General features: G+C 63.3%; 18 protein-coding genes and 6 pseudogenes. 4 read left to right on the top strand and 20 right to left on the bottom strand.

The window, feature by feature from the left end; genetic code table 11:
• Window positions 1-276: 276 nt before the first annotated feature.
• From H9L15_RS17685 to H9L15_RS17700, 4 genes are all read right to left on the bottom strand, one after another.
• Window positions 277-1,137 carry a hypothetical protein gene (locus H9L15_RS17685; RefSeq protein WP_223276171.1) on the bottom strand — a complete coding sequence of 287 codons (861 nt, stop codon included), beginning with the start codon at window positions 1,135-1,137 and terminating at the stop codon, window positions 277-279.
• Window positions 1,092-1,736, bottom strand: coding sequence for a UvrD-helicase domain-containing protein (locus tag H9L15_RS17690; RefSeq protein WP_262984785.1), 645 nt, complete (start codon window positions 1,734-1,736; stop codon window positions 1,092-1,094). Before H9L15_RS17690 ends, H9L15_RS17685 begins: the two co-directional genes overlap by 46 nt.
• Window positions 1,737-2,057: 321 nt before the next feature.
• Window positions 2,058-2,270, bottom strand: a complete 213-nt coding sequence (locus tag H9L15_RS17695; RefSeq protein WP_223276173.1) for a hypothetical protein — start codon at window positions 2,268-2,270, stop codon at window positions 2,058-2,060.
• Window positions 2,271-2,356: 86 nt separating this feature from the next.
• Window positions 2,357-2,890 carry a UvrD-helicase domain-containing protein gene (locus tag H9L15_RS17700; protein WP_223276174.1) on the bottom strand — a complete coding sequence of 178 codons (534 nt, stop codon included), beginning with the start codon at window positions 2,888-2,890 and terminating at the stop codon, window positions 2,357-2,359.
• Between the two features lie 71 nt (window positions 2,891-2,961).
• Between H9L15_RS17700 and H9L15_RS11060 the strand changes: the two genes are divergently transcribed.
• A complete protein-coding gene (locus tag H9L15_RS11060; RefSeq protein WP_187714114.1) occupies window positions 2,962-3,108 on the top strand; it encodes a hypothetical protein in 147 nt (48 codons plus the stop codon).
• Between the two features lie 2 nt (window positions 3,109-3,110).
• Here the strand turns inward: H9L15_RS11060 and H9L15_RS19735 are convergent, their stop codons facing one another.
• From H9L15_RS19735 to H9L15_RS11120, 14 genes and pseudogenes are all read right to left on the bottom strand, one after another.
• On the bottom strand, window positions 3,111-4,271 hold the full coding sequence (locus tag H9L15_RS19735; RefSeq protein WP_317617500.1) for a PD-(D/E)XK nuclease family protein: 1,161 nt from the start codon (window positions 4,269-4,271) through the stop codon (window positions 3,111-3,113).
• Complete coding sequence (locus tag H9L15_RS19740) at window positions 4,253-5,305, bottom strand: PD-(D/E)XK nuclease family protein (protein ID WP_317617501.1); 1,053 nt, start codon at window positions 5,303-5,305, stop codon at window positions 4,253-4,255. Before H9L15_RS19740 ends, H9L15_RS19735 begins: the two co-directional genes overlap by 19 nt.
• Window positions 5,272-6,003 carry a PD-(D/E)XK nuclease family protein gene (locus H9L15_RS19745; protein ID WP_317617502.1) on the bottom strand — a complete coding sequence of 244 codons (732 nt, stop codon included), beginning with the start codon at window positions 6,001-6,003 and terminating at the stop codon, window positions 5,272-5,274. Before H9L15_RS19745 ends, H9L15_RS19740 begins: the two co-directional genes overlap by 34 nt.
• Window positions 5,996-6,757 (bottom strand): nucleotidyltransferase family protein, encoded by a 762-nt coding sequence (locus H9L15_RS11070; RefSeq protein ID WP_395623948.1) that lies wholly within the window; start codon window positions 6,755-6,757, stop codon window positions 5,996-5,998. Before H9L15_RS11070 ends, H9L15_RS19745 begins: the two co-directional genes overlap by 8 nt.
• Window positions 6,754-7,752, bottom strand: a complete 999-nt coding sequence (locus H9L15_RS11075; protein ID WP_223276175.1) for an aminoglycoside phosphotransferase family protein — start codon at window positions 7,750-7,752, stop codon at window positions 6,754-6,756. Before H9L15_RS11075 ends, H9L15_RS11070 begins: the two co-directional genes overlap by 4 nt.
• Window positions 7,737-8,170: pseudogene (gene tsaE / locus H9L15_RS11080) on the bottom strand (tRNA (adenosine(37)-N6)-threonylcarbamoyltransferase complex ATPase subunit type 1 TsaE). Before tsaE ends, H9L15_RS11075 begins: the two are co-directional and overlap by 16 nt.
• Window positions 8,167-10,089, bottom strand: a complete 1,923-nt coding sequence (locus H9L15_RS11085; protein WP_187714115.1) for a sensor histidine kinase — start codon at window positions 10,087-10,089, stop codon at window positions 8,167-8,169. Before H9L15_RS11085 ends, tsaE begins: the two are co-directional and overlap by 4 nt.
• 582 nt (window positions 10,090-10,671) lie before the next feature.
• Entirely contained in the window at window positions 10,672-13,782 is a 3,111-nt protein-coding gene (locus H9L15_RS11090) for a TonB-dependent receptor domain-containing protein (RefSeq protein WP_187714116.1), read from the bottom strand.
• Between the two features lie 204 nt (window positions 13,783-13,986).
• Window positions 13,987-15,110, bottom strand: a pseudogene (locus H9L15_RS11095) (TIGR03032 family protein).
• 78 nt (window positions 15,111-15,188) lie between these two features.
• Entirely contained in the window at window positions 15,189-15,638 is a 450-nt protein-coding gene (locus H9L15_RS17705) for a sulfotransferase (RefSeq protein WP_223276726.1), read from the bottom strand.
• A gap of 160 nt (window positions 15,639-15,798) precedes the next feature.
• Window positions 15,799-16,014 (bottom strand): annotated as a pseudogene (locus H9L15_RS20405) (hypothetical protein); the annotation flags it as partial.
• Window positions 15,918-17,120, bottom strand: coding sequence for an aspartyl/asparaginyl beta-hydroxylase domain-containing protein (locus tag H9L15_RS11110; RefSeq protein ID WP_187714119.1), 1,203 nt, complete (start codon window positions 17,118-17,120; stop codon window positions 15,918-15,920). The pseudogene H9L15_RS20405 and the gene H9L15_RS11110, both read right to left, overlap by 97 nt.
• 105 nt (window positions 17,121-17,225) lie before the next feature.
• A complete protein-coding gene (gene ahcY, locus H9L15_RS11115; protein WP_187714120.1) occupies window positions 17,226-18,638 on the bottom strand; it encodes an adenosylhomocysteinase in 1,413 nt (470 codons plus the stop codon).
• A gap of 116 nt (window positions 18,639-18,754) precedes the next feature.
• Window positions 18,755-19,326: pseudogene (locus H9L15_RS11120) on the bottom strand (YqgE/AlgH family protein).
• Between the two features lie 100 nt (window positions 19,327-19,426).
• Here H9L15_RS11120 and H9L15_RS11125 point away from each other — a divergent pair.
• Together H9L15_RS11125 and H9L15_RS11130 are read left to right on the top strand one after the other, a co-directional pair.
• Window positions 19,427-19,905: pseudogene (locus H9L15_RS11125) on the top strand (redoxin family protein).
• 101 nt (window positions 19,906-20,006) lie between these two features.
• A complete protein-coding gene (locus tag H9L15_RS11130; RefSeq protein WP_187714121.1) occupies window positions 20,007-20,438 on the top strand; it encodes a hypothetical protein in 432 nt (143 codons plus the stop codon).
• A 52-nt stretch (window positions 20,439-20,490) separates the two neighbouring features.
• Here H9L15_RS11130 and H9L15_RS11135 read toward each other — a convergent pair.
• Both H9L15_RS11135 and H9L15_RS11140 read right to left on the bottom strand, forming a co-directional pair.
• Window positions 20,491-22,361: pseudogene (locus H9L15_RS11135) on the bottom strand (M2 family metallopeptidase).
• Window positions 22,362-22,450: 89 nt separating this feature from the next.
• Complete coding sequence (locus H9L15_RS11140; protein ID WP_187714122.1) at window positions 22,451-23,209, bottom strand: alpha/beta fold hydrolase; 759 nt, start codon at window positions 23,207-23,209, stop codon at window positions 22,451-22,453.
• Window positions 23,210-23,519: 310 nt separating this feature from the next.
• On the opposite strand from H9L15_RS11140, the gene H9L15_RS11145 reads away from it, so the two are divergent.
• On the top strand, window positions 23,520-24,695 hold the full coding sequence (locus H9L15_RS11145) for an alginate lyase family protein (protein WP_223276176.1): 1,176 nt from the start codon (window positions 23,520-23,522) through the stop codon (window positions 24,693-24,695).
• Window positions 24,696-25,048 lie beyond the last annotated feature (353 nt).

Here is a 25,048-nt window from a genome sequence, read left to right on the forward strand (position 1 = left end):
GGCCGCGGAGGGCGGGACTCCGGAGGCGCCGGGGCTGTGGCCCAAGCGGGAATCGGCGGGTTCGGAAGTGCCGCGGCGTCCGCTTTCGGTTTGACTGCACTGACAGGAACTGAGCCGCTGTAACGCAGGACCTGCCCCATGGCTCTTCGACCACGGGTTCGGCCCCAAGCGAGACCAGCGCCCGCTCGACGCTGCTGTGCCAGCAGTTCTCAGGCCTGACGCCGTCCTTCGTTTTCGGCTTGATCCCGGCGATGACCAGCCGCTCCTCGGCGCGAGTCAGGCCGACGTAAAGGAGCCGCCAATGCTCTTGAAGGTCCCGAGCTTCCTCGACTGCGATGAGTTCGCTGAAGGGAGAGACACGCTCCGCCTTGCGCGGGCGGATAAGCGGGACTTCCCCACTCCTGTTATCGGGAAATCCAGAGTACGCTGAACGCCGCCCAGGCGCGCCGGATCGGCCGTTGCGTCGGCGAGAATGACCACCGGAGCTTCCAGCCCCTTCGCGCCGTGCACCGTCATCACCCGCGCCGCGTTGGTCGGCGCCGAAGGGTCACGCTTGATCTCCACCTCCCCACGCGAAAACCAGTCCAGAAAGCGGTCGAGCGACGCAATCTCCTGCTGCTCGAAATCGAGTGCGCTCGTCAGCAGCTCGTCGATCGGATCCCGCGCGGCCAACCCGAGCCGACCGTAAAGCTTCCTTCGCCCGTCCATCGGCCGCTGAGGATCGTCTCCAGGAAGCGGTGCGGTGTCGTGAAATCGGCCATCGCCAGAAGCTGGCCAAGCTCGTCCTCGTTTTCCTGAACTCGGGCCGGGTATCCGCGCGTTCCCCAGGCGCTGCCAGAGCGAAATGCGGTCGCGGCCGTGCGCTAGCTCGAGAAGCAGTTCCTGGCTCCAGCCAAGCAGCGGCGAGACCAACAGGTTGGCGAGGTTGAGATCGTCGAGCGGTTGCGCGGCGAATGCAATCGTCGCCAGCAAGTCCTTGACCGCCAGTGGCTCCTGAAGGTGCAGGCGGTCGATACCCGCCACCGGCACGCCCTCCTCGAACAGGCGCGCCACGATGAGCGACGCCAGCTCGCCTCGGCTTCTCACGAGGATCAGGACGTCTCCCGCGCTGAGCGGCCGCTTGGTCGACGCCAGCACGGGCCCTCATCGATCCAGCTGCGAACCTGCCGGGCAAGGGCACTGGCGTAACGGCGGGCATCCTCGCCTAGCCAGCCTTCCTCGCCCTCTTCCTCCTCCACACCGTCCTCGACGGAGAAGGGCGTCCAGAGTTCGACAATCCCGGGCCTGCGGTCGAAGTGTGCCTGATGTTGGTTTGGCCGCTCCGGGAGGCCCATTCGTTCGTATCCAACGTCGGCGATCACCGCATCGACGACGTCAAGCACGGCAGGCGCGGAGCGATAGCTGGCCTCGATCGATAGATCGCGGAATTCCAGCGCGGCTGCCTCATCGTCATCGTCGGCAAACAGCATGCCGGAGGCGAAGCGGGCGCTGGACGATTGCTTGCGGACCCATTCGCGAGCGCGGCGGAACTCGTTCGGGTCGGTGCCCTGGAAACCGAAAATCGCCTGCTTGAAGTCGCCGACCATGAAGAGGGTGCGATTGCGGTCCTCGCGAGCGCCCGAGCCGGCGAAGAACTCACCCGCAAGCGCCTGCACGATCTCCCACTGCTCGCGGTTGGTGTCCTGGCTTTCGTCGACGAGAATATGGTCGGTGCGGCGATCAAGCTTGTAGCGCACCCACTCACTCATCCCGGCGTAGCCAGAAGCGCGCGGGTCCAGGCGATCAGGTCGTTGAAGTCGGCAACACCTGCGCTCCGCTTCGCCGCGGAATAGGCGATGGCGAAGGCCTGCCCGCCCGGAGCCCCGCCGCCATGTCGGCCGCCAGGCGAACGCCGTTCTGGACGGCGAGCAACTCGCTGACGAGGTTGGCAAGCCGACCGGCATGCTCTTCGTAATTGGGCTCAGCCTTCGTCTGTCCCGGCGAGACCTTCAGCGTGTCCTTGTCGGTGAGGACGACTTTCCTGATCTCGGTGAGCGAGGCGGCACGTTCGATCGGCGTCAGGGAAAGCCAGCGCTCGATGACGTCCGCATGGCCAAGCCCGGTCGACGCTCCCAGCGCCGGTTTGCGTCGGCGATGGCGCGCAACAGATCGCGATCGATGCGGTCGTCGCCGAGATGATGAGCGAAGAAATCGTCGACCGAGGCATCGGGCAATCCCATTGTGCCGCGAATGAACGGCTCGATCGAATCCGGTGCGCCGAGCTTCGCCATTGCATCCGCAGCGTGCGCACAAAGCATCAAGTACCGGACCGCGCCTTCCTCGCCGAGGCGAAGGCTCAGGCATTGCACGTCCCCGATCAGCCGTTCGTCGCCCTTGGCTTCAGCGTCCGCCAGAAGGTTGGCCAGTGTCGTGCGGGCCAGCTCCTGCTCCGCCCTGCCCTCGATCGGCGCAAAGCCGGGGGTGATCCCGCCTCCGCGGGGAAAGCCGCAAGCAGAGCCTGCGCGAAGCTGTGGATGGTCTGGATACGAAGGCCTCCAGGCGCTTCCAGGACCTTGGCGAACAGCCTACGAGCGCGTTCACGGCTATTCGGACCGGGGTCGGCGCGAAGGGCCATCAGGTCCTGCCCAAGCTCCGCATCCTTCATCCGAACCCAGGCGGCCAGGCGCGCCCCGATGCGGTTCGCCATCTCCGCCGCGCCGGCTTTCGTGAAAGTCAGGCAAAGGATCGTCTCGGGATCGGCGCCATTCAGCAGCAGGCTGAGGACGCGGCCAGTCAGGACCTGAGTCTTGCCCGATCCCGCCGACGCCGACACCGCGGCATGTACGTTGGGATCAACCGCAGCGGCCTGAGCACCCTGGAGGGACGGCAAAGGCTTGAACCGGCGCCCCATCAGGCGAGCGCTTCCATTGTCTTCGCAGCACTCATAAAGTTGGGGCGATCGTAAGCATTCAGAGGTTCGAAATGGCCGACAACGAAGACAGCGACGAAGCCAGCGAGCAGCGCCGGACGAAGCTCGTGAAGGCCGGTGTGGCGGTCGGGATCGGCTCGGCCGCGATCGTCGCAGCCTTGCTCTACGCGTCCAAGGTGAAGAAGAAGCCGCGCCGTTAACCTCACTTGCGGCCGTACCATTCTTCCAGTCGCATGAGCTGGTCATAGTCGCCATAGGGCGCGTAGCTCGGGTTCAGTTTCGCAATGAAGGGCTCGTCGCCCGTCAGCCACTTGCGGGCGGCTTCGCTGAAGTTCCGAAGCGCATGGTCGAGGAATTCCTCAGCGCCCATCGACTTGTCGGGCCGAACGCACTTCCCGAACTGGTCGCGATACTTGCTGAGCGACCAGTATTCGTGGGTGCTCGATTTGCCCGAGATACCATCGAACCCGCCGGCCTCCGCGATGAGCCCGAGCAGGCCCAATTGCAGCGCGAAGCCCTCGTCGACCGCTCGCTGCGACGGGGCCTTGCCGGTCTTGTAGTCGACGATCGCAATGCCGCCGCTTTCAAGCCGGTCTATGCGGTCGGCCTTGCCGTGAAGCACGACACCCTCGATCGTCGCTTCGCCCTTCTTCTCACCCGCGAGGGGTCGGCGTCCCTTGGCCTGGTTCTCGACCTCCTGCCCCTCGATCCAGCGGATCGCCTCCATCAGTCGCGGCTGCCAGAGTGCACGGAGCATCGGATGGATCGTCTCGCTGCGAAGGAGTTCGCGAGCGCGCCAGACCAGCCGCTCAGGATCGCAATTGTCCTCCTTCAGCCAGGTTTCGAAGACCTCATGAACGGCCGTTCCTTTCCAGGCCGCGCTGTGCTCCGCGTCGACCGGGTCCATTCGGCGCAGACCCAGGATCGCCTGCGCATAGAAGGCAAACGGGTCGGCCTTCAGGCGATCGACCGAGGTCACCGAAATCCTGGATGGACGAAGCGACCTGTCGGGCTTCGGTGCCGGGCGATCGGCGGGCATCGGACGACCGGGATCGTCAAGTGCCACCGAAAGCCGCTCCAGCCTGGTATCGTGCGCCAGCCCACCCGTCATCGCTTGCAGCCGCAGCCACAGCCGCGAAGCGACCGTCGGTGATCGGCTGTCGCGGCGCGCGCGCGTGATCAGCACTTGCGGCGCCCCAAGAGCACTGGCGAAGTCATGCGCCGAAAGGCCGATCCGGAATTCGAGACCAGGGAGACCAAGGTTCGCCCGGATCTTCGGCGCCAGCCAGGGATCGGGAGCTGGTAAGGCGGGCCATACCCCCTCGTTCAGCCCGCCCAGGATCATCAGATCGGCTTGCTGCAATCTCGCTTCGAGAAGGCCCAGATGAACACGCGAGGATGCCCGCCGTAAGGCGGACGGACGCGCACCCCATCCAGGAACTGCCGCAGGATCGGACCGCTGTCGCTCGGCCCTAATGGCAGATCGGATCGGTCGAGCGCCTGAAGCTCCGCGAGCAGGTCCGCAGCTCCTCGACCCGCGACACCCGACCAGATCCTCTCGCCTGACAGTTCGCTGGCTGCGGCCGATGCCGCCCTTGCGAGACCGGACAGCGACTGAGCGTCCCGCACGGCAGCGAGGGTGGAGAGGCGCGGGCGAAGGCGCTTCCAGGCACGGTCACGAATTGCGTGCTCGGCGACATGTGCGTCGATGCCTTCAAGTCCACCGGCGGGTCGGGGCCCACGCAGCGCCTCGTCGAGCAAGCGAACGTCATCCATCCACCGGCGCCGCTCCTCGCCCTCCCTCCCGACGAGCGGGTGCTTCAGAAGCGCGAGCAAGGGAACCGGTGCCAGATCTTCCGCCGCTGCAGAGGCGATCGCCAGCAGCAAAGTGCCGGTCGGCAATTGGGACAGAGCCCGGCCGGCGCTATCGTCCGCCTCGATTCCCCAACGCCCGAGCAATGCGGAAACACGCTGGGCGAGCAGCCGATCGGGCGTGACGAGAGCGGCCGTTCGTCCCGGCGTCTCGAGCGCCTCACGGATCGCGAGAGCGATGGCCTGCGCTTCGGCCGCGGGATCGGAAAGCTCGACGGCCCGGATGCCGGTCAGCCGCCGCTCGGGCGGCCTCAGCGCGTTCCACTTGTCGCTGAAATCTGCGCCAGTCATCCCGTTCGCAATCGCGCGGCTTCGGACTGCAGGCGACGCAGATCGCCCGGATGACGGCCAGAGCTGGACCTCGCCCCTTGCCACGCCAATCCGGTCGAGGAGCAGCTTCAGATGGTATTGAGGGTGGGTTTCCTCGCTGCGACCGCGGTCGTCGGGGCCAAGCGCGTCCCATTCCGCGTCCGGCATCGCCTTGAGCAGGCTCAGGCCGGGGACCACGACGAGTCCGTTCGGCATTCGTGCGACCCGCCCAGCAGGTCGGCAATTGCCGAAGCCGAGGTGGTGATTCCCGCGGCAACCGTGAATCCACTCGGCGGTCTCTCGGACCACCGCTGCGCTGTCCGCCGCAGAAGCCGATTGCGGCGATCGGTAAGATCGATGCGACCCCGCTCGGCGAGGAGCGATGGCCAGCGATCGAGAACGGCGCGAAACCGCTCCAGCGCCTTCTGCCAATGGTGCGCAAGGTCCGGTGCATCGGCCGCAGCGTCCGTCAACCGGCTCGGCTCAATCTCCTCGATCTCCAGGGCATCGATCGTCCGCGCCAGTTCCTGTGCCAGACGCAGGGCCTCGGCCGATGATTCTCCCGGTCCACGGACCATCTCCGCCAGGAGCATCAGCCGTTCGAGCGGATCGATCGCCGGCGGGATGGGGTCGTCATCGTCTGCCGGATCGAGCGCACCACCGATGCGGTCGTCAAGCTCCGGATCGCCGACCGGGATCAGGCGCGGCAGCAGCAGCCCCGACCCGCTCGCGCGAACGAACGCGTCCGTGACCGTTCTGACCGCACGATTGTTCGGCAGCAGGATCCGTCCGGACGCCAGCGCCAGGGGGTCGGCCCCGAATCTCGCGATCAGGCCCGCGACGAGGGAATCCGAAAAGGACCGGTGCGTGGGGATCGTGAAGACGGCCGGTTGGCCGCCGTGCCCCTCAGCCATTCTGCAGGAAGGCTTCGGTCTCGACGATGGACTTCGGCGTCCCGACATCGAACCACAGCCCCTGGTGGACTGCGCCGAAGCAGCGGCCTTCCTCGATCGCCCGGTCCCAGAAGACATTGGTTGAGAATGCACCCTCAGGCGCATCTCTCAGCAAAGCCTTGGACACGATCTGGATACCGGTGAAGACGAATGGTGCGATGCGCGCCTTCTCACGCCTTCTCAGGCGGCCTGCCCGGTCCATGTGAAAGTCGCCGAGCCCGCGATGATTCTGCGCCCGGGCGTGCGGCACGAGCAGCAGGAGAGCATCCATTCGTGAGCTGTCCCAATGCGAGGCCAGCAGCTTCAGCGTATCGGCGGGACCGTCGATCCAGAGGTTATCGCTATTCACCACCAGGAACGGATCGTCGTGGATCAGGGGTGCAGCCTTGACCAACCCGCCGCCCGTTTCGAGCAATTGCTCGCGCTCGTCGGAGATGGTGACGTTGAGCCCGCCGGCCTTCGCTGCAAGGTGGGCCTCGACCGAACCGGGGAGGTAGTGCACGTTGACGACGATATTCTCGACTCCGGCGGTGCGCAGCCGGTCGAGGACGTGGTCGATCAGAGGCTTGCCGGCAACTTCGACGAGCGGCTTTGGACGGGTCGCGGTTAGCGGCCGCATGCGCTTGCCCAGTCCGGCTGCCATAACCATCGCCGTCTTCGGCACATCCGCCGAGACTTCGGCACGAAGCCTCAGCGCGCGGCGAGCAGCGGTCACGCCGCCTCCTTCCACGGGGCGAGGCGAAACTCCGGGCCGACGTTTTCGTCGAACCAGCGACGGACCGGCTCCAGCCCTGTCTGGGCAAGATCGCGCTCCAGCAATCCCCACATGCGCGGCTGGAAATGCGTGTAGTGCGGCTTGTTGTCGCGTTTCCACAGGCGAGTGAATACGCCAAGGATCCGCGTGTTGCGCTGAGCGGCGAGGCCCCAATAAGCGCGCGCAAATCGCTCGTCCTGGCTTGTCGCGGTCACGTAGCGATCGAGCATTGCGCGCTCGATCGCAGGCGGCACATCGCGCCGCGCGTCTTCCAGAACGGATGCGAGGTCGTATGCCGGGTGACCGGCCAGCGCGTCCTGGAAATCGAGAAGTCCGAAATGCTTCACTCCCTCGCGGCCCTGGACCAGCATGACATTTTCGGCGTGATAGTCGCGCAGGACCGTGACGGGCCCAAGACCGTCGTTCGCGATGGGCTCAAGAACCTCCGTCCAGGCGGAGCAATACGCAAGTTCGTCCACCGTGAGGCCGACGGCGGGGCAATACCATTCGGTGAACAGCTTCAGTTCTTCGAGCCATTGCTGCAAGCCGTGCGGCGGAAGCCCCGGCATTGGCGGATGCCCGTGCAGATGAACCAGCACGTCCGTCGCCATCTCGTAGAGTTCTCTTTCTCGCGAAGGATCGCTGTCGAGACATTCGCGGAGGCGCTCGTCGCCAAAGTCGTTAAGGAGCAGCAACCCGCCGCTGACGTCCCGCGCGAGGATTTCCGGCGCCGTCAGTCCGGTCCTCGTCAGCCATTCCGCTACGGCGACGAAGGGACGAACGTCCTCATGTTGGGGCGGCGCATCCATCAAGACCGCGCTCCGGTCGCCGAGCTGCACGCGGAAATAGCGACGGAAGGACGCATCGCCTGCCAGCGGCCGGATTTCCGCACCTTCCCAACCGCACGAAGCGAGGAATTGGGGCGCGTGAGGCGGCGGAATCATGGTGGAGGCCATCGCCCTTGCCATGAAGACGGCACGTTCGCTGTCAAGCTCCGCGCGCCGTCCGCGGCAAAATCCAGGGTCAAAGCAAGCGCTTGCGGCCAGAGCCCGGTACCTGCCTTTTCCGGCCATTCGACCAGAAGCACACCGTCCGCGGCCGCGTCGAGGCCGAGTTCTTCCAATTCTCCATGATCCTCTATCCTGAACAGATCGACGTGCCAGACCGGCGGCGAGAGATCCTCATATGGCTGGACGATCGCGAAGCTGGGACTCGGCACATCGCCCTCATGCCCCAAAGCTTGGAGGATCGCGCGGGCCAAGGCAGTCTTGCCGACGCCCAAGGGCCCCTGAGCGTAACGACGTCTCCTGGTCGCAGAAGTGCTGCCAGCCGCTGCCCGAACGCCCGTGTTTCGCTCTCATCGGGCAGGATCATCGGGAGCCGCGGGGTATCGTCAGCGTGACGGTGGTACCCTTACCTTTCTTGGAGTCCAATTCGACTGCACCGCCGTGCGCCTCGAGGAACTGACGGGTCAGGGGCAGTCCAAGTCCAAGTGCCGCCTCACCCCTGACGCCGGTTTCGTTGATCCGGTCGAACCGCTCGAAGACACGCGGCAAGTCCTGCTTCGAAATGCCGATGCCGTTGTCGACAACCCGAATGACGGCGTTCGCTTCGTCACCCGTAGCCTCCAGCCGCACCCGTCCCTTTCGATCGGTGTAGGCAATGGCGTTGTTGAGGACATGCTCGATCGACTCTCGAAGGCGCCTCACATCCCCGAAGACGAAGCCCGTGGTCGGCGCGACGTCGACCTCGAGCTTCTGCTCTTTCTCCTTTGCGCGGGCCTGCACCGTCTCGACCGCCATCCGGCACAGGCCACCGAGGTCCACGCGCTCCTTTTCGAGTGCGATTCCGCTGACGTCGCCCTGGGTCAGCGCAAGCACGTCGTCGATCAGCTTCGACAGCCGATCAACAGCCTCCAGGATCGCACTCACATAATCCGCGGCTGCAGGTGCAAGTTTCCCGGCGTATCCGCCAGCCAACATCTCCGCGAAACCGCCGATGGACGTGAGAGGCGTCCGCAATTCATAGCTGACGTTGGCCACGAAGTCCGTTTTGACCCGGTCCGCTTGCTCGAGCGCGGTCGCGCGTTCTCGCAAGGCTTCCTGAATCCGCGTCGAGTCCGTGACGTCGACCATCGTAAAGAGCGCGTTGCCATCAGGCAGCGGCACGGCAGCGAACTCGAAATGCCGGCCATCGGTCAGCGAGATATGACCGCTCGCGGGTTGCCTCTCGTTGGTGGTGTGCCGCACCATTTCACGGATCTGCGCCGCCGCCGTGGGATTGACGAGCTTGCGGGCCATCGCCGGCACGAGCTCATCGACACGCGGGTGCTCGGTAAGGCGTTCCTCCTCCAGGTCCCAGACGTCCTGGAACCTCTTGTTCCACAGGTATAGCCGTCCATCGCTGGCGAACACGCTGATCGCTTCGAACAGGTTGTCGAACGTCGCGGCACGAACCCGCAGCAAGGTGTCGCGAGCGGACGCAAGTCGCACCTGCTCGGTCCGATCCTCAAAGAACATCCGAAGACCGCCATCAGGCAGCGGTTGCGCGACAATGCGGAGATGGTCGCCGTCGGGAAGAATCCAGTCTTCCTCGATGACTTCCTGCGGGCTGGTAAACCATTCCCGACGTTCGGCCTTCCATACCGGAAAATCGCGGACTTCGGGGACTCGATTGCGTTCGCGCATGCGTTCCAGCACGCGGTCGAACTCTGGGCTCTCTGCCAGCCATTCTGGATCGAGCTGGGCCATTACGGCAAACGGCTGATTGAAGAAGCTGACGTTGCGGTCGCCGTCGAACTGCACGGTGCCCGCCGTCATTCGGTCCGCAAGATCCCGTTGCGACTGGACGTGGCGGGCAAGCTCGGCCCGCGCGTCCTCCAGGTCCTGAACGTCGATTGCGAAGCCGGCGACAGCGCCGGTCGGAAGCGGAACATTGACGATCCGCATCATGCGGCGTTCCCCCCGGATCGTCGCGGGCTGCATGCGGTAATGAAACTTGCCGGATTCGATCGCCGCTTGCGCGGAGGCACGCGCGCTGTCCGAGCCGGGAGCGTCGATCAGTTCGATCGAGCGTGCAATGACGTCGCCAGCATCCTTGGCCTCGACGGCCTCGACGAAGGCGCGATTGACCAGTCCCAGTCGAAGATCTGGTCCCCGATACCACATTGGGAACGGTGCCGCTTCGATAAGGTGTGTAAGCGAATCCAGCGCCGACTCTGTCTGATGGATTCGCAGATCGAGTTTGGACCGCTCCGCTTCCGCCGTGCTCGTGTCCGAAAGCCAGAGCAGCATTGTTCCGGCAGGTTCGGGCGCAGGGGCTGGCGCCCCCGGATTTCGAGCACTCGATCCGAACCCGCCACCTTGGCCTGGAGTTCGACGCCCCCGCCTGAGAGCGATGCCGAGCGAACAGCCTGCTGGATTTCATCGAGGGCGGCGAGATCGAGCCCGAATTTTTCTCCGCCAAGATCGGACCATGTCCGGACTGGTCCCTTTAGGCCAAGTTCCCGGACGAGCCTCGAGTCCATTTCGACCGTGCCGTCGGGCCGCGCGATGAGCGGCCTCGCAGGCGACACTTCTAGCAAGGACGCCATCGACCGGGCGGCGGCGATTACCGACCTCGCTTCCCGGATTCGGCGGGCGGCAATGACCAGAACGGCCGCCGCAATCGCGAGCCAGAGCCCCGCGATAAACAGCACCAGCCATCCCGAACCCCCGATCTCGCCCATCAGTCCCCAGACTTCCGAAGAAGCCCGACTTTAGTCGCTGGCGCGCAGTTGCAAAGGAAAGAAAGCTCGGGGGCTCAGCCGACGAGGTCCGGACAAAAAAAACGGGCGGGATTTCTCCCGCCCGTCGAGTTGTTGATCAGGTTTGACCTTAGAAGATCTTCGCCTGTGCGTTGATGAAGAACGTCCGGCCACGGAAGTCCCATCCGGACTGCAGCGGGATGTTCGAAATGGTGTTCACGAACGGATCCTCGGCAGTGATCTTCGGCGGCTTCTTGTCGAAGACGTTCCGAACACCGGCCGTCAGGCTGTAGCGGTTGCTCGGCTCATAACGCAGGGCAAACGTGTGCAGCCAGTAGTCCTTGACCGAGAAGTCGTAGACGTTCGACGGGTAATCCGCCGGGTCGACCAGGAAGTTATCGCTGCTCTTGCCGATGAACTCGACACCCCAGCGAGCGTACCACGGACCCCAGTCGTATCCGACGTGACCGGTGCCGGCCCACTTCGGATTACCGATCGAACCTTCGAAGTGCGTTGCCGCAAAGTTCGGATCGTTCTGGTTGACGCGGTCGATAACCCGAACCGCATTGATGCCGAGGTCGAGCTTGCCCGGGCCCAGCTCGCGGTCGTAGCGGAGGGTGAAATCGATACCCTTCACCATGTCCGTCGCGACGTTGATGTACGACTGGGTGATCGTCAGCTGGCCGGTACCCGAGCCGGTGTACGGCGCGCGGACGACGAACTGGCAATACTCAGGCCGCGTTCCGTCGTAGCAACCACGGGCGAGAGCACCCGCGCCAAGCTGCGACACGCCGTTGTTCACCTCGATGCGGAAGTAATCGATGGCGAGCGACAGGTTACCGAAGGCCGGACCGAAGGTCGGCTGGATCACCGTCCCGAAGGTCAGGTTCTTCGACGTCTCCGCCTCAAGACCCGCAGCCGCGCCGCCCTGTTGGATGACCGTCGTGCTGCCGTTGTTGATGAAGTTGTTGGGCAACCCATCGGCAAGGCAGTTGGCGACGATCGTCTGGTTGGTGACGTTGAAGAGGCTGGTGCACGGATCGGTGCTCTGAGCCGACAGGAAGCCCGTCGTCGAACCCAGGAACTGTTCGTACAGCGCCGGAGCACGATACGAGGTGCCGTAGCTGCCGCGGAACGCCAGCCAGCGGGTTGGAGCCCACTTGCCGCCGATCTTGTACGTCGTGTCCGACCCGTACGATTCATAGTGGGTAAAGCGGCCCGAAGCGTTGAAGGTCAGCTCGTCAGCAAACGGAACGTTGCGGAGGACGGGGAACTCAAGCTCGGTAAATGCTTCCCAGACACTGTCGGAGCCCTTGGTGATCGGCGCCGAGGTGAAGTTGTACAGGTTGTTGCGCTGCGCATCGGACGACGGGACGTCGTTGATGCTCGACTTGCGATACTCGAAGCCGACCACAGCCTGAGCGTCACCGCCCGGCAGGCGGAACAGCGGTCCGTCGAACGTCGCGTTGAAGGTCGTCTCACGGAACGACGTATGGCCCACCACGTCGTCGGTGACGTAGTCGAACCATGCTGCTGCCGCCGTGCGAGCCTGGCCGCCGATGATCGCATTGCTGATCGCCGGAGCTGGAACGCAGTTGCCGATCGTAACCACGCAGGCAAAACGCGCGCCCGGCGTGTTGGCGATCGTTGCACCCGGCGTCGTGATCGGCGTGCCAGCTGCGTTGACCAAGCGAACGTTCAAGCTCTGGGCAAGGCGATCCGCAAGGATCTGCTCGAAGCTGTAGGTGCCGTCGGCCCAGCTCTTGTTGGCGTAGAAGTCGTAACGCCACGTCGGCAGGAACGGCAGGTCGCCACGGAAACCAACCGAGAACTTCACGAAGTCCTGCGTCTGGCTGCTGTCGTAGATGCCGTAGTCGGCAAAGGTACGAATGCCGATGGCAGAGTTCACCCGGCGCGGCTGAGTTGTGAACAGACCGCCATTGGCTGCGAGCAGCAACGGGCTGTTCGGGGCATAGTCGAGAGTGAACTGGCGCTGGCCATTCTGCTGCGACTTGCGGCGGGTGATCAGCAGTTCCGAATAGAGCTGGCCGTCACCGAAGAAGCCGGTGTCGTAGGTCGCCGAGAGATAGCCCGTGTAGTTGCGGGTCGGCGAGATGACGTCCTGCTTCAGCATCGACGGAGCGAAAGTATCGCGAACCGCGAGGCTGCTGCCGAAACCGCCACCCGTCGTCGGGTTGTAGATCAGGCCGCCGACGCACTCGAACCCCGGCAGGGTTCCAGCGGTGTTCGCGGCATTCGGCCGCCAACGGTTACAATAGAGATAGTAGCCCGGAGGATTGGGCTCGAAGCCGGGCGCCACGTCGGTGCCCGGATTGTTAATGAAGTAGAAGCCGGTGCCGATCGTGTTGACCGTGACGCCGCCTTCTTCAAGCGGCCAGCACTTGTTCGTGTCGTTAACGCCCAGCGGGCTCAGGCGGCGCTGCTGCGGGCAACGGGTCCAGGGCAGGTCGCCCTGGGTGATGCGGTTGCGGTCGAACACTTCGATCGAGCCGAGGATCGAGAAACGCTCGCCCGACGTGCCGGCGGTGATCGAGTAACGCTGCGACGCGCCAGCACCGACTTCCGGAGCCGTGATGTCAGCTTCGATGGCAAGGCCGTTGAACTTGCTGAGCGTCACGATGTTGACGACGCCGGCGACGGCGTCCGAACCGTAAATCGACGACGCGCCGGTGTTCAGCACTTCGATCCGGTCGAGGATCGAGGTCGGCAGAACGTTCAAGTCGGCAGCACCCACCTGGCCGCGGGTACCGGCAGGAGCAATACGGCGGCCGTTGAGCAGGATCAGGGTGCGGGTCGTACCAAGGCCGCGCAGCGACAGCGTGTTCACGCCCGGACCGCCCTCAACGACGAAACCACCGAAGGTATCGTTGATCTGGCCGGTGCCGCCCGTGACGCCGACGCTCTGAAGCACTTCAGCGGTCGAATTGAAGCCGGCATCGACCGCGGCGTCGCGGTTGATGACAGTGACGGGGTCGACCCCGTTGAAATTGTTGCGACGGATGCGCGAACCGACGACGACGATGCCTGAATCGGCACCCGTGGTGGTCGCACCTTGTGCAATAGCCTCGCCTGCAGCCGTCTCAGCCGCAGGACAATTGGCGCTCGGATCCCGCTGGTCAGCAGGAGCCGCGCACGGGTCGCTGCCGGATGCCGGCGGCGTGGAGGTCTGCGCATTCGCAGGCGCTGCTATCGCAAGCGCTGCGAAGGAAGCAGACGTCAAAAATGCATAAGAAATTGGGCGCATGTGAAGTCGATCCCCCTCGGAGTGGATGGAAATTTCCCCTGCGGACGACTTACGAAACCCTCTGTGAAAAGAAAGCAAAGAGCGACGCTCCGCGAAAATCCGCGAGCGATTGTAGCATTAATGCAACATGACTTGGTGCTCAGGTTGGAAGCACCGGACAGTCCTCGCCCGCTCCCTCGATCATGCGTTGAGCGAGGATATCTCCGGATCGAACGTCACCGTCGTCAAAAACTCTGGAGTGCTAGGTCCCACCACCATCGGGCATTTGATGTTCGGCATCAGTTCGATCGCGAATAGCTCTTGAACCTCGCCTTCCAGCCGGAGCCACTCGACGATTTCTCCCGCGTCCAGATCCACGACCATGACGGCACAGATCGGGGTCAGGTTTCGTCGAGCCAGCTCGTCGCCGATCGGGATGTCCTGAAACGTTCCGTATCGCGGCTTCGAAACCGTCACCAAAGCGTACTGGCCAAGCAATGCCATGCCGCGGAGGAACCCGGGGCAAAATGCAATATCACGCAGTTCCCCGTCTGCGGATTGACCTCGACGACATACCCGCGCCCGCTATCCACGGCATAGACCCGCCCATCGTCGGCCAAGCGAGGCGAATGCGGCATCAACAACCGGTCACTCACGATCCGATCGTCCTCCACGTCGATCAAGACACCCTTCGGGAGTGGACGTCCGTGCCAGCCATCGGCGACGTCCGTCTGGCTGACGGTCGTCACATACTTCGGCTTGCCAGCCAGCATGCCGAGACCGTTCATGTGGCAACGGTCCTCGTGCGCGAGCTCGGAAATGAACGGCGGCTTCCAGATCGGCTTGAAGCTGTGGATGGGGTCCAGCTTGGCCAGGCACGAATATGCCGTGTTTACGAACACGGGATTGCCAGTCTGGTCGACGGAAAGCTCATGAACGTCGATATCGCCCGTGACGTACATCGTCCGGGCCATGAGCGAGACATCGAAGCGCCCCTCCGCAATTTCACCCGCTTTGAGGATGTTCTCCAGCCTCCACAGGTGAGCGCGGGTGGCGAGCCAGAGGCCATCCCGATCCCAGCACACGCCCATCGCCCGGCCGAAATGCTGCTGATTCACGGAAATGGTCCCGTCCGGCATGGTCCCGGTCAGAAGCAACCGCCCGCTCTGGTACGAGGTGAATGCGAAGCTGGTCTTATGCCGCGTCAGCCATGCCGCAAGCCCACGCGACGCACCGATCTTGGTCTCCTGCGGCACTCCTTCGGGCGGAACGCCTGGCGTCTGAGAGGCTCCGGCGTGAACCGGCGGCGAAACTTGATCCGTCATGATCGGCGCATTCTCCGTGAGCGCGAGGTGGTTGCCGCGCCTCTAGCCCGCGACCTTCGGAACGCCAAATTGCCCGCGCTAGGCCGCGGCGCGGGTCGCGGCCCGGCGGCGCGCGACGAATTCGCGTGCCCTGGCATCCGCCTTTTCCACGATCGGCCAGATCGTGTTGATCGTCGGTTCGATCCTCCGCCACTTGTCCTTCTCAGGCGCGGAAACCGTCACCTTGGAAAGCGGAAGCGATGGACCAAGCTGGCGATCCCAGCCGAGCCCGAGGGCCGGCGCGAGAGACTCCATCTCAGCCTGCGGCGAGGCCAGGAAGGACCCATAGTCGACGACGTGCACTCGCTGATCGGGGATCTGTTCGAGATCGTCGAGCATGGTCTCGGTTGTGATTGCCCATTGGTGAGCGACGATCTCCGGCAAGGGCATGCCGTTCAAACGCCGCCAGCCGGGAACCAACAACAGGGACCAGGTCGCCCCTGCCAGCCAGGTAGGCCCGGATACATCCGAAAGCCGCCTGACTGCCACGCCTCCAGCATGCTGTAGAGCGTCTCCCGCACGTCCCGGTACAGATAGACGAACTCGGAGTCCGGCCAGAGCGCGTCGAAGAATGGAATCCGAAGTGCGTTCTTGGGGTCTTCTCCAACATGCGCGCGCGTCCGGCGGGAGCATTGCCGTCACGGTCCCGAAGCTGGCGATAAAAGCCTTCGGCGAGGTGCTCGGCCCGATCGGCAGTCGCATCGATGGCGGTCAGGCGATTCGACGACCACCCACGGTGCTGTGGCGCCAATCCCGGCACCGTCTCGATCAAACGATGGCTTTCGTCGCCGATCGAATACAGGCCAGGTGCCTGCTCCAACGTTTCGTAAAGCAGTGTCGAGCCCGAGCGCGGCGTGCTGACCACGATGACCGGACGATCGAAGCGCGCTCGGTATGAGTTCGACGGTGGCGGCTGCAGGCGTTGCTCCGAATGTGCCGATCCTGAAACGACGACGCCAACGCCCATGTCCATAAAGCTGTTCGATGCCGCAGCGGGTTCCGCCTGCCTGAGCGGCTCCCCAATTCCGCCTCCGCCTTGGCAACGCGGCCTCCAGGCTCGGCGAGCGCCATGACAAAGATTAACTGGTCGAGCATCCGCGGCAGCGGCACTTCGTTCGGCATCTCCAGCTCCGAGATGCCGAGAGCGAGGATATCTCTCCGTGCCTGTTCCAGGACTCGCTCATATTCGCCACGGCCGGCGTCGTCGCTGCCGAACCTCGCCCAAACCGCAGCCCAGGCATCGATGAATTTCTCGACCCGATCCAATATCCTGATCGTCCGTGGATCGCTCCCCGCCTGTTCTCGCGTGAAAGCAAGGTGGCAGCGCATTTCCCACGGCGACATGACCTTGGGCGAATTCAGGCGTTCGAAGACAAGACCATCTCCGCTGCGCTCTCCGGGCCGGAGGAATCGCTCCGTTTGCGGACCCGACGCCGCAGCCTCGAGCAGGTCGGCAAAAGGACCGCCGCCGACCGTGTCCAACACCAGGTGAATGCGCTGGGCATCGCCACGGTTCTGGACGTCATGCTTGAGGAAACTGTCGAAAACCCAGCATTCGCCGGCTTTCATGTGGACGGTCTCGTCACCGCAGGTGAACTCGACGCCCGGATTCGTGATCACCGGGATGTGAATCCGCCAATGCGTGCGCCAATAGTAATGGATGTCGATGTGTGGTGGGACCTCGCTCCCCGCCGCCAGGCCCATAAAGCGGCTGCGGCCCCAGACACCGCCAATCTCCGCCATAATTTGGCGAACGTAGTCACAATGCTGGAGATGTGTTGTCGGACCCATCGGGCCGTCGATTGCGTCGCTGTCTTCGCCGATGGGCGTGACCAGGCGAACGGCCTCATTGCCGACAAAGCCCGTCGGATGCGGCGTCCAGGCGGAGGGCGGCAAGGCACGGACCTCTGCAGCAATGGCTTCCGCATCGAACCGGATGGGCAGTTTCAGGAAGGGCCGCTTCAAGCGCATTCAGTCATGATCCTCTTGCCGGACTTTAGCCAAAGCGGCCCCGTCGGCAAACAAAAGGGGCGCTTCCATCGCTGGAAACGCCCCTCGCTGTTATTCCAGAGCCGCTTAGTAGCGGTAATGATCCGGCTTGAACGGACCCTGTTGCGGCACGCCGATGTAGGCGGCCTGCTTCTCATTGAGCTCGGTCAGATGAACGCCGAGCTTGCCGAGGTGAAGGCGGGCAACCTTCTCGTCGAGGTGCTTCGGAAGGACATAGACGTCGTTCTTGTACTGGTCGCTCTTCGTCCAGAGCTCGATCTGCGCGAGCACCTGGTTGGTGAAGGATGAGGACATCACGAAGCTCGGGTGGCCCGTCGCGTTGCCGAGGTTCACCAGGCGGCCCTTCGACAGGACGATGATCTTCTTGCCATCCGGGAATTCCACTTCGTCGACCTGCGGCTTGATCTCGGTCCACTTCATGTTCGACAGCGCGCCGATCTGGATCTCGCTGTCGAAGTGGCCGATGTTCGACACGATCGCCATGTTCTTCATCGCCCGCATATGGTCGAGCGTGATGACGTCCATGTTGCCGGTCGCGGTGACGAAGATGTCGGCGCGCGGGGCGGCCTCTTCCATCGTCACGACTTCATAGCCTTCCATCGCCGCCTGCAGCGCGCAGATCGGGTCGACTTCGGTCACGATGACGCGAGCGCCGCCGTTGCGGAGCGAAGCCGCCGAGCCCTTGCCGACGTCGCCGAAGCCGGCAACGCAGGCGATCTTACCGGCGAGCATGACGTCTGTGCCGCGGCGGATGGCGTCGACCAGCGACTCCTTACAGCCGTAGAGGTTGTCGAACTTCGACTTGGTGACGCTGTCGTTGACGTTGATCGCCGGGAACGGGAGCTTGCCGGTCTTGGCGAGCTCGTAAAGGCGGTGAACACCCGTGGTGGTTTCTTCCGATACGCCCTTGATCGCCTGGACGGTCTTGGTGAGATAGCCCGGACGCTCGGCCAGGAACTTTTTCAGCGTCGCAGCGAAGATTTCCTCTTCCTCGTTCGACGGCGTGAACAAAGCCTCGCCGGCCTCAACACGCGCGCCCCAAAGCGCGAACATCGTGGCGTCGCCACCGTCGTCGAGGATCATGTTGCAAGTCGTGTCCTGACCCCAGTCGAAGATGCGGGTGACGTAGTCCCAATATTCCTCGAGCGTTTCGCCCTTGATCGCGAACACCGGGATGTTGCGCGCAGCGATCGCGGCCGCAGCGTGATCCTGCGTCGAGAAGATGTTGCACGAGGCCCAGCGGATCTCGGCGCCGAGGTCGGCCAGCGTCTCGATCAGGACCGCGGTCTGGATCGTCATGTGCAGCGAGCCGGTGATGCGTGCGCCCTTCAGCGGCTTCGAAGCGCCATATTCATCGCGCAGCGCCATCAGGCCCGGCATTTCCGTTTCAGCGATCTCGATTTCCTTGCGACCGAAATCGGCAAGGCCGAGGTCCTTCACGACATAATCGGTGAAACGCGTTTCAGCCTGGGTCGCCACGTCAAAAATCTCCAATTGTGAATGCTGGTGCGCAAGGTGCGCGTCGCGCCGCCCCTAGCCGGACACGCGTCTCAAGGCAAATATAAAGAATTCTTTATATGTCCAAACGAGACAACTCACGCGGCGCCGGTCTCGTTGGCGAGCAGGCGAATGTCGATCCCGTCGGATTTGAACGCGGCGACCCAGCGCTCGTCGGTCGGCGTGTCGAAGATCAGCTTCGGCGTGGCTGGCGCGGCGTACCAGCCGTGCCGCGTCATCTCCTCGTCGAGCTGGCCCTCGCCCCAGCCAGCATAGCCGAGAGCGACAATCCACTGCGAGGGGCCTTGCCCTCAGCGATCGCCTTCAGGACGTCGATCGTGCCGGTCATGCCGAACACTGCCCCGTCAGGTCCGTTGACCTGGAGAGAGTCCTGTCCGCCCCAGTCGGTCGAATGGAGGACGAAGCCCCGGCCCGGCTCGACCGGGCCGCCGTGGTGGACCGCGCAATCCGGGGCATCGCGGGGGTCGATTTCAAGCTGTTCCAGCAAGGACCGAAAGCGCATGCCGGCGCGCTTCTGGCCGATCCCGACGCCAACCGCGCCGTTCTCATCGTGCACGCAAAGCGCGACCACGGCACGCTCAAAGCGTGGGTCGGCCATTCCGGGCATTGCCAGCAGCAATTTGCCCGACAGGAAACGCGGCTCGTCCATGGATCGGTAATGAGCCGCGAGAGTTGACGCGGCAAGTCTTGAGAAGACACCCATCGCGGCTGTAGGGGCATCAGCCGTATTCCCTCCAAGGAGATTTCGCATGACGATCAATGTTGGCGACAAGCTGCCGGACGTTCCGCTGACCGTGGCGACCGACAACGGCCCGAGCAAACCACCAGCGGCGAGTTCTTCGCCGGCCGCCGCGTGGCCCTGTTTGCCGTGCCGGGCGCCTTCACGCCGACCTGCTCCGCGCGCCATCTGCCGTCCTACGTCGAGAAGGCCGGAGACATCAAAGGCAAGGGCGTCGATGAGATCGCCTGCCTCTCGGTCAATGACCCGTTCGTCATGTCGGCCTGGAACAAGGCTGATGGCTCCAGCGACATCACCATGCTCGCTGACGGCAATGGCGCATTCTCCGATGCGCTCGGACTTTCGTTCGATGCCAGCAAGTTCGGCATGGGCAAGCGCAGCCAGCGCTATTCGATGCTGATCAACGACGGCGTCGTCGAACAGCTGAACGTCGAAGCGCCGGGCGAGTATCGCGCCTCGAGCGCCGAGACGCTGCTCGAACAACTTTAGGCGCGGCGTCCGTCGCTTATCCGCATCTCCTCACCGCTGGACTGAAACTTGCCTCGGTCCAGCGCGTTGAAAACACAACGAAACCTGGAGGAGATTCCAACATGGCAAGAAGCAACAACCGCGGCCGGAATAACAATCCGTCGGGCCGCAACCAGTACAGCAGCGACTGGCTGAACACGGTCAAGGACCGGCCGATCGCCGCCGCTGCAGTCGCGGCAGCCTCGGTCGGTGCAGGGGTGTTCCTCTGGTCGAAGCGCAACGCGCTTAGCGAGCAGATGAGCAACCTCAGCAGCCAGATCAGCGACTGGACCGAGAACATGCGCTCCTCGGGCAGCGATAGCGACGAGTTCGACACCGCCGGCGCTGACAGCTCACCCTCCGGCGCGGCGACCGGCAGCAGCTCGGCGCGCACTTCGCGCTCCACTGGGTCGCGGCCAACGGCCACCCGCAGCAAGAGCGGCATGAGTGAGACCGGCGGCGGCAATGGTTCGCTCGGCGCTCACACCGGATCGGGATCCGGTACGACGGCCTGACTTCAAGACCACCGAACAATGAAGGGGCGCCGCGAGGCGCCCCTTTTTCAATCTACCAACCGCACTGCTTCCCGCGGTTCTGCTCTTCGAGCCAAGTTTGAAGCGGCGCAAAATATTCGAGCATCGGCTTGGCCGACATCTCGCGGCTGCCGGTGAAGGCCTGGAGCGCATCCGGCCAGGGCTTCGATGCACCCATCGCCAGCATCTGGTTCAGCCGCTGACCGACTTCCTTGTTGCCATAGAAGCTGCAGCGGTGAAGCGGGCCCTGCCAGCCGGACATGTCGCAGGCGGCCTTGTAGAACTGGAACTGAAGGACTCGCGCCAGGAAGTAGCGAGCGTAAGGCGTGTTTCCCGGGATGTGGAACTTGGCGCCAGGATCGAAGTCCGCTTCCGAACGACCAACCGGCGGCGTGATGCCCTGATACTCGCGCTTCAGGTCGACCCAGGCCTGGTTATAGTTCGCCGGCGTGATCGAGCCGTTGAACACACCCCACCGCCACTTGTCGACCAGCAGGCCAAACGGAAGGAAGGCGACCTTGTCCATCGCCTGACGGAGCAGCAGGCCGGTGTCCTTGCTGGCATCCGGAACCTTGCTGCGGTCGAGAAGGCCGATCTGCACCAGATATTCCGGCGTCACCGACAGAGCGATGAAGTCGCCGATCGCTTCATGGAAGCCGTCGTTGGCGCCATTGAGATAGAAATAGGGCTGCTGGTTGTAGGCCCGCTGATAGAAGTTGTGCCCAAGCTCGTGATGGATGGTCACGAAGTCGTCGGCATTGACCTTGGTGCACATCTTGATGCGCAGGTCGTCCTTGTTGTCGAGGTCCCAGGCCGAAGCGTGACAGATGACCTCGCGATCCTGCGGCCGGGTGATCTGCGACCGGGTCCAGAAGCTCGCTGGAAGCGGCGCGAAGCCGAGCGAGGTGTAGAAGCCCTCACCGGCCTTCACCATCTTCACCGGGTCGTACTTCTTCGCCTTCAGCAACGCTTCAAGGTCGTATCCGATATCGCCCGAGCCCTTCGGCGCGACGACGTCGTAGATATTGCCCCACTCCTGTGCCCACATGTTGCCGAGAAGGTCGGCGCGGATCGGGCCGGTCGCTGGCTGCACGGCATTGCCGTACTTATGATTGAGCTTGGACCGCGTGTAGCAGTGGAGCGCCTGGTACAGCGGCTTCGTCTCCGCCCACAGTCGATCGTACATCGCCGAGAACTCCTCAGGCGACATGTCGTACTGCGACCGCCACATGGCCCCGGTATCGGCATAGCCGAGTTCCTTGGCACCTGCGTTCGCGATCTCGACCATGCGCGTATAGTCCTGGCGCATCGGCCGGCCGACATTCTCGTGCCAGCTCTGCCAGATTTCCTTGGTCTCGTTCGGATTGCGAAGCTCGCCCATCAGCGCTTCAGCGTCGTCGCCGGTGATGACCTTGCCGTTGTGCGTCGCGCGGCCCTTGCCGTAGGCCGACTGCAGGCGGGTCGTGATCTCGTTGAGCTCGGCGGCCGAGCCCGATGTTTGCGGCGCAGCAAGGACGAGAGCACCGCGAAGAATGTTCAGCTTGCGCGCGACGTCAGGATCGAGCCCGGGAACCCGCGCATATTGGGCGGCGAGGGTCGCATATTTGACGCCTTTCTCGGTCCCAATGGTTCCGAAATAGGCGTTCAGCGCATCGGTATCGTCGTTGATGTAGGTCGCATTCACCCAGGCGGCGCGGCCCCGATGACGCTGAAGTCGAACATGTCCTTTTCGGCCGCAGCGATGAACTGCGCGGCCCCATCAGGCGTCAGCGGATACGGAAGCGCGTCCGCGGCCGGCGCGGCGGCACTCGCCGGAACTTCGGCGACCGGCGCTGCGGAAGACGTGTTGGCGGCGCAACCTGCAAGCGCGATCGCCGCAAGCGAAACAGATGCTGCAAATTTCATGGAATCGACTCTCCCCAAGCTCGGCAGACTCCCGAGGCGGCCCGACTGGAACTTGCCACCCCCTTTCGTCAAGCCGTGGCGCATGATCTTCAAACGGCGGAAAGAAATTCCGCGATGGCAATGCCGAACTCGGGCTTGGTAACCGAGCTCATGTGCGTTCCGGGCACTTCCCGAAACACGGCATTCGGAAGAACGTTCGCAAGCTCTTCGGCCGAACCGTTATCATCATCCTCGCTGCCGCAGACGACCAGCGTCGGCATGGTGAAGGCTTCAAGCCAGTCCATGAAGGTGTCCTCGAAGCTTTCGAGGAGCTGGGCCGCGGCGATGCGGTCGACACCCTGGCTCTTCATGAACTGGATGGACAGCCAGTGCGGGTCGCCGCGCTGCACGGTATCGAACAGTCGGATGGCTTCGACGAAGAAGGTCTTCCGACGCTCCCAGTTCCGCAAGCCTTCGAGGCCGGCACCGCCGAGGATCGCGCGCCGAGGCTTCAAGCCTTCGCCAATGCCCTCGACGGTTGTCCGTGAACCCAGCGAAAAACCGCCGAGGTCGAAGTCGGCGAGACCGAGATGGGCGATCATTTCGCGCAGATCGCGGGCCAGAATGCCCTTCGGATAAAATTCCGGACCATGCGGACGGCCGCTGGCCCCGTGAGCGCGGAGATCCGGCATGATCACGCGGAAACCCTGTTCGGCGATGCGGTCGGCGTGGCCGAAGCGAATCCAGTTCATTTTCGCGTCGGAAAAGAGTCCGTGGAGCAGGATGACCGGCCTGCCCTCGCCCAGTTCATGGTAGGCCAGGTCGACGCCATCGGAAGCCGACCACCGGCGGATTACAGCCCCCGTCATCCGCGAATGGTCCCAATGTTCGCACTAACGAAGCTGCAAACGGCGATTTCGGCGGAGCGATTTTTCATCGATGACGCGACATGTCAGGCGCATTCCTACTTTGCAACGGATGCGAGTTGCGGCGGAGAATGGACTTGGTCCGTTGGCGTGCCCGGACGCCTCTATCTGCAGGCTGGCGGCCGGAATGGGTGGATAGCTGCCGTCGCGATGCAGGCTGGTGATGTCAAAAGTGCGGATTGTAAGACCCTAGATTCAATGTCACCGGATCAAGGCACATCTTAGGACTCGTTGGCCCTTGATCCATCAATGTATGCGCAAAGCGTCCAGACGACCTTACGCAGGAAAACGGTTTGGTGTGCTGTCGATTGCATTCGGACTCTTCGCTTCAGCCGTGTCCTCAGCGGTATTTGCGCAGGACGATCCTGGATTTCTACACCCTGGCGCGTTAAACACGGCTTCCGGGCTCGACAGGGCGCGAGCACGGATCGCCGAGGGCCAAGAGCCATGGGCAAGCATCCTCCACAGGGTTGAACAGAAGGCTCAGGCGCCCGGCCTCGCTCTCACCGTCATCGACGCGGAGGATCAAACTCAGGCAGCGGCTTCGCAAGCAGAAGCCGTGAAAGCTTACGCCAATGCGCTCGCATGGCGCCTTACGGGCAATCGCAAATATTCTCGACGGGCTATCGCAATTCTCAACCTTTGGGCGAACTTACGAGGATTCGTCGGGAAGACCGATCAGGACAAATTGCACGCTGGATGGATCGGCGCACTTTTCGGCGAGGCAGCCGAAGTCATGCGAGAGTCTCCAGACTGGAGCACTGACGATATAGCAGCCTTGCAGGCCATGTTTCGGCGAGCATTCTACCCGCAGCTGCTCACGGCCAGTCACTGGAATGGCAATGTCGACCTGACCCAGATCGACGCTTTGATGACAATCTCCGTCTTCAACGACGACGTTTCCGCATTCAAAATTGGTCTGCAAAGGCTTGAGGCTCGAAGCAAGGCCTACATCTTTCTTCAATCCGATTTTGAGCCTGGCGCAGGCGATCATCGCATATCTCCGGCGGTCTGGTTCGATCCCGTTCGGTGGGTCGATGGCCTGACCCAAGAAACCTGCCGTGACAACGGCCATCATGCACAGTTTGGGTTAGCCTCAGCCCTCCACGCCGCTGAAATTGCCTGGAATCAGGGTGTGGATGTTTACACGCCCCAAACCAAGCGGTTTACCGCGGCAATGGAGCTCTTGGCCCGCCAACTCTTGACCGGCGACATGCAAGGTACCTGCGCCAACGCAGTTTCAACCGACACCGTCTTCAATACCTTTGAAGTCGGATTCAATCACTACCACTATCGCGTGGGCTTGCCTTTGCCGTTTACCGAGCGGCTAATTTCTGAGCGTGTAAGACCCGACGGCGCGTCGGAATTGAACATATTCCACGAGACTTTGACCCACGGCGCAAATGGCGAATATGTTTGGCAGCAGTAGCTGGTCCTGCTGGTCAATTCGATCAAGCAGCAGCAACTTCCGCTGCGTGGGCGCACCTTCGACGGAACCCTTTCATCCTCACTGCTGCAATGGCGTCGGAAGCTGCCACCGGAAGCCTAGTGGCAGGAATGGATCGAACTCCGCCACTAACCCCCAAGCGGCGGAAACGGTTGGAAAGCTGACGTTATCTACACCTATGCGATGCGCCCGAGCCGTCAGACTTCTCGGACTGGTTGCCGAACGCGACGGGTTCAATGGCATTTGGCAGATGCGCCGACACTACGCCATCATTGGCGCTAAACTTGACGGCGTTCGCTAGGGGACTCGTCCCGGGAGCCGACGTGCACTCCTTC

Source organism: Sphingomonas daechungensis (assembly GCF_014489495.1).
GTDB lineage: Bacteria > Pseudomonadota > Alphaproteobacteria > Sphingomonadales > Sphingomonadaceae > Sphingomicrobium > Sphingomicrobium daechungense.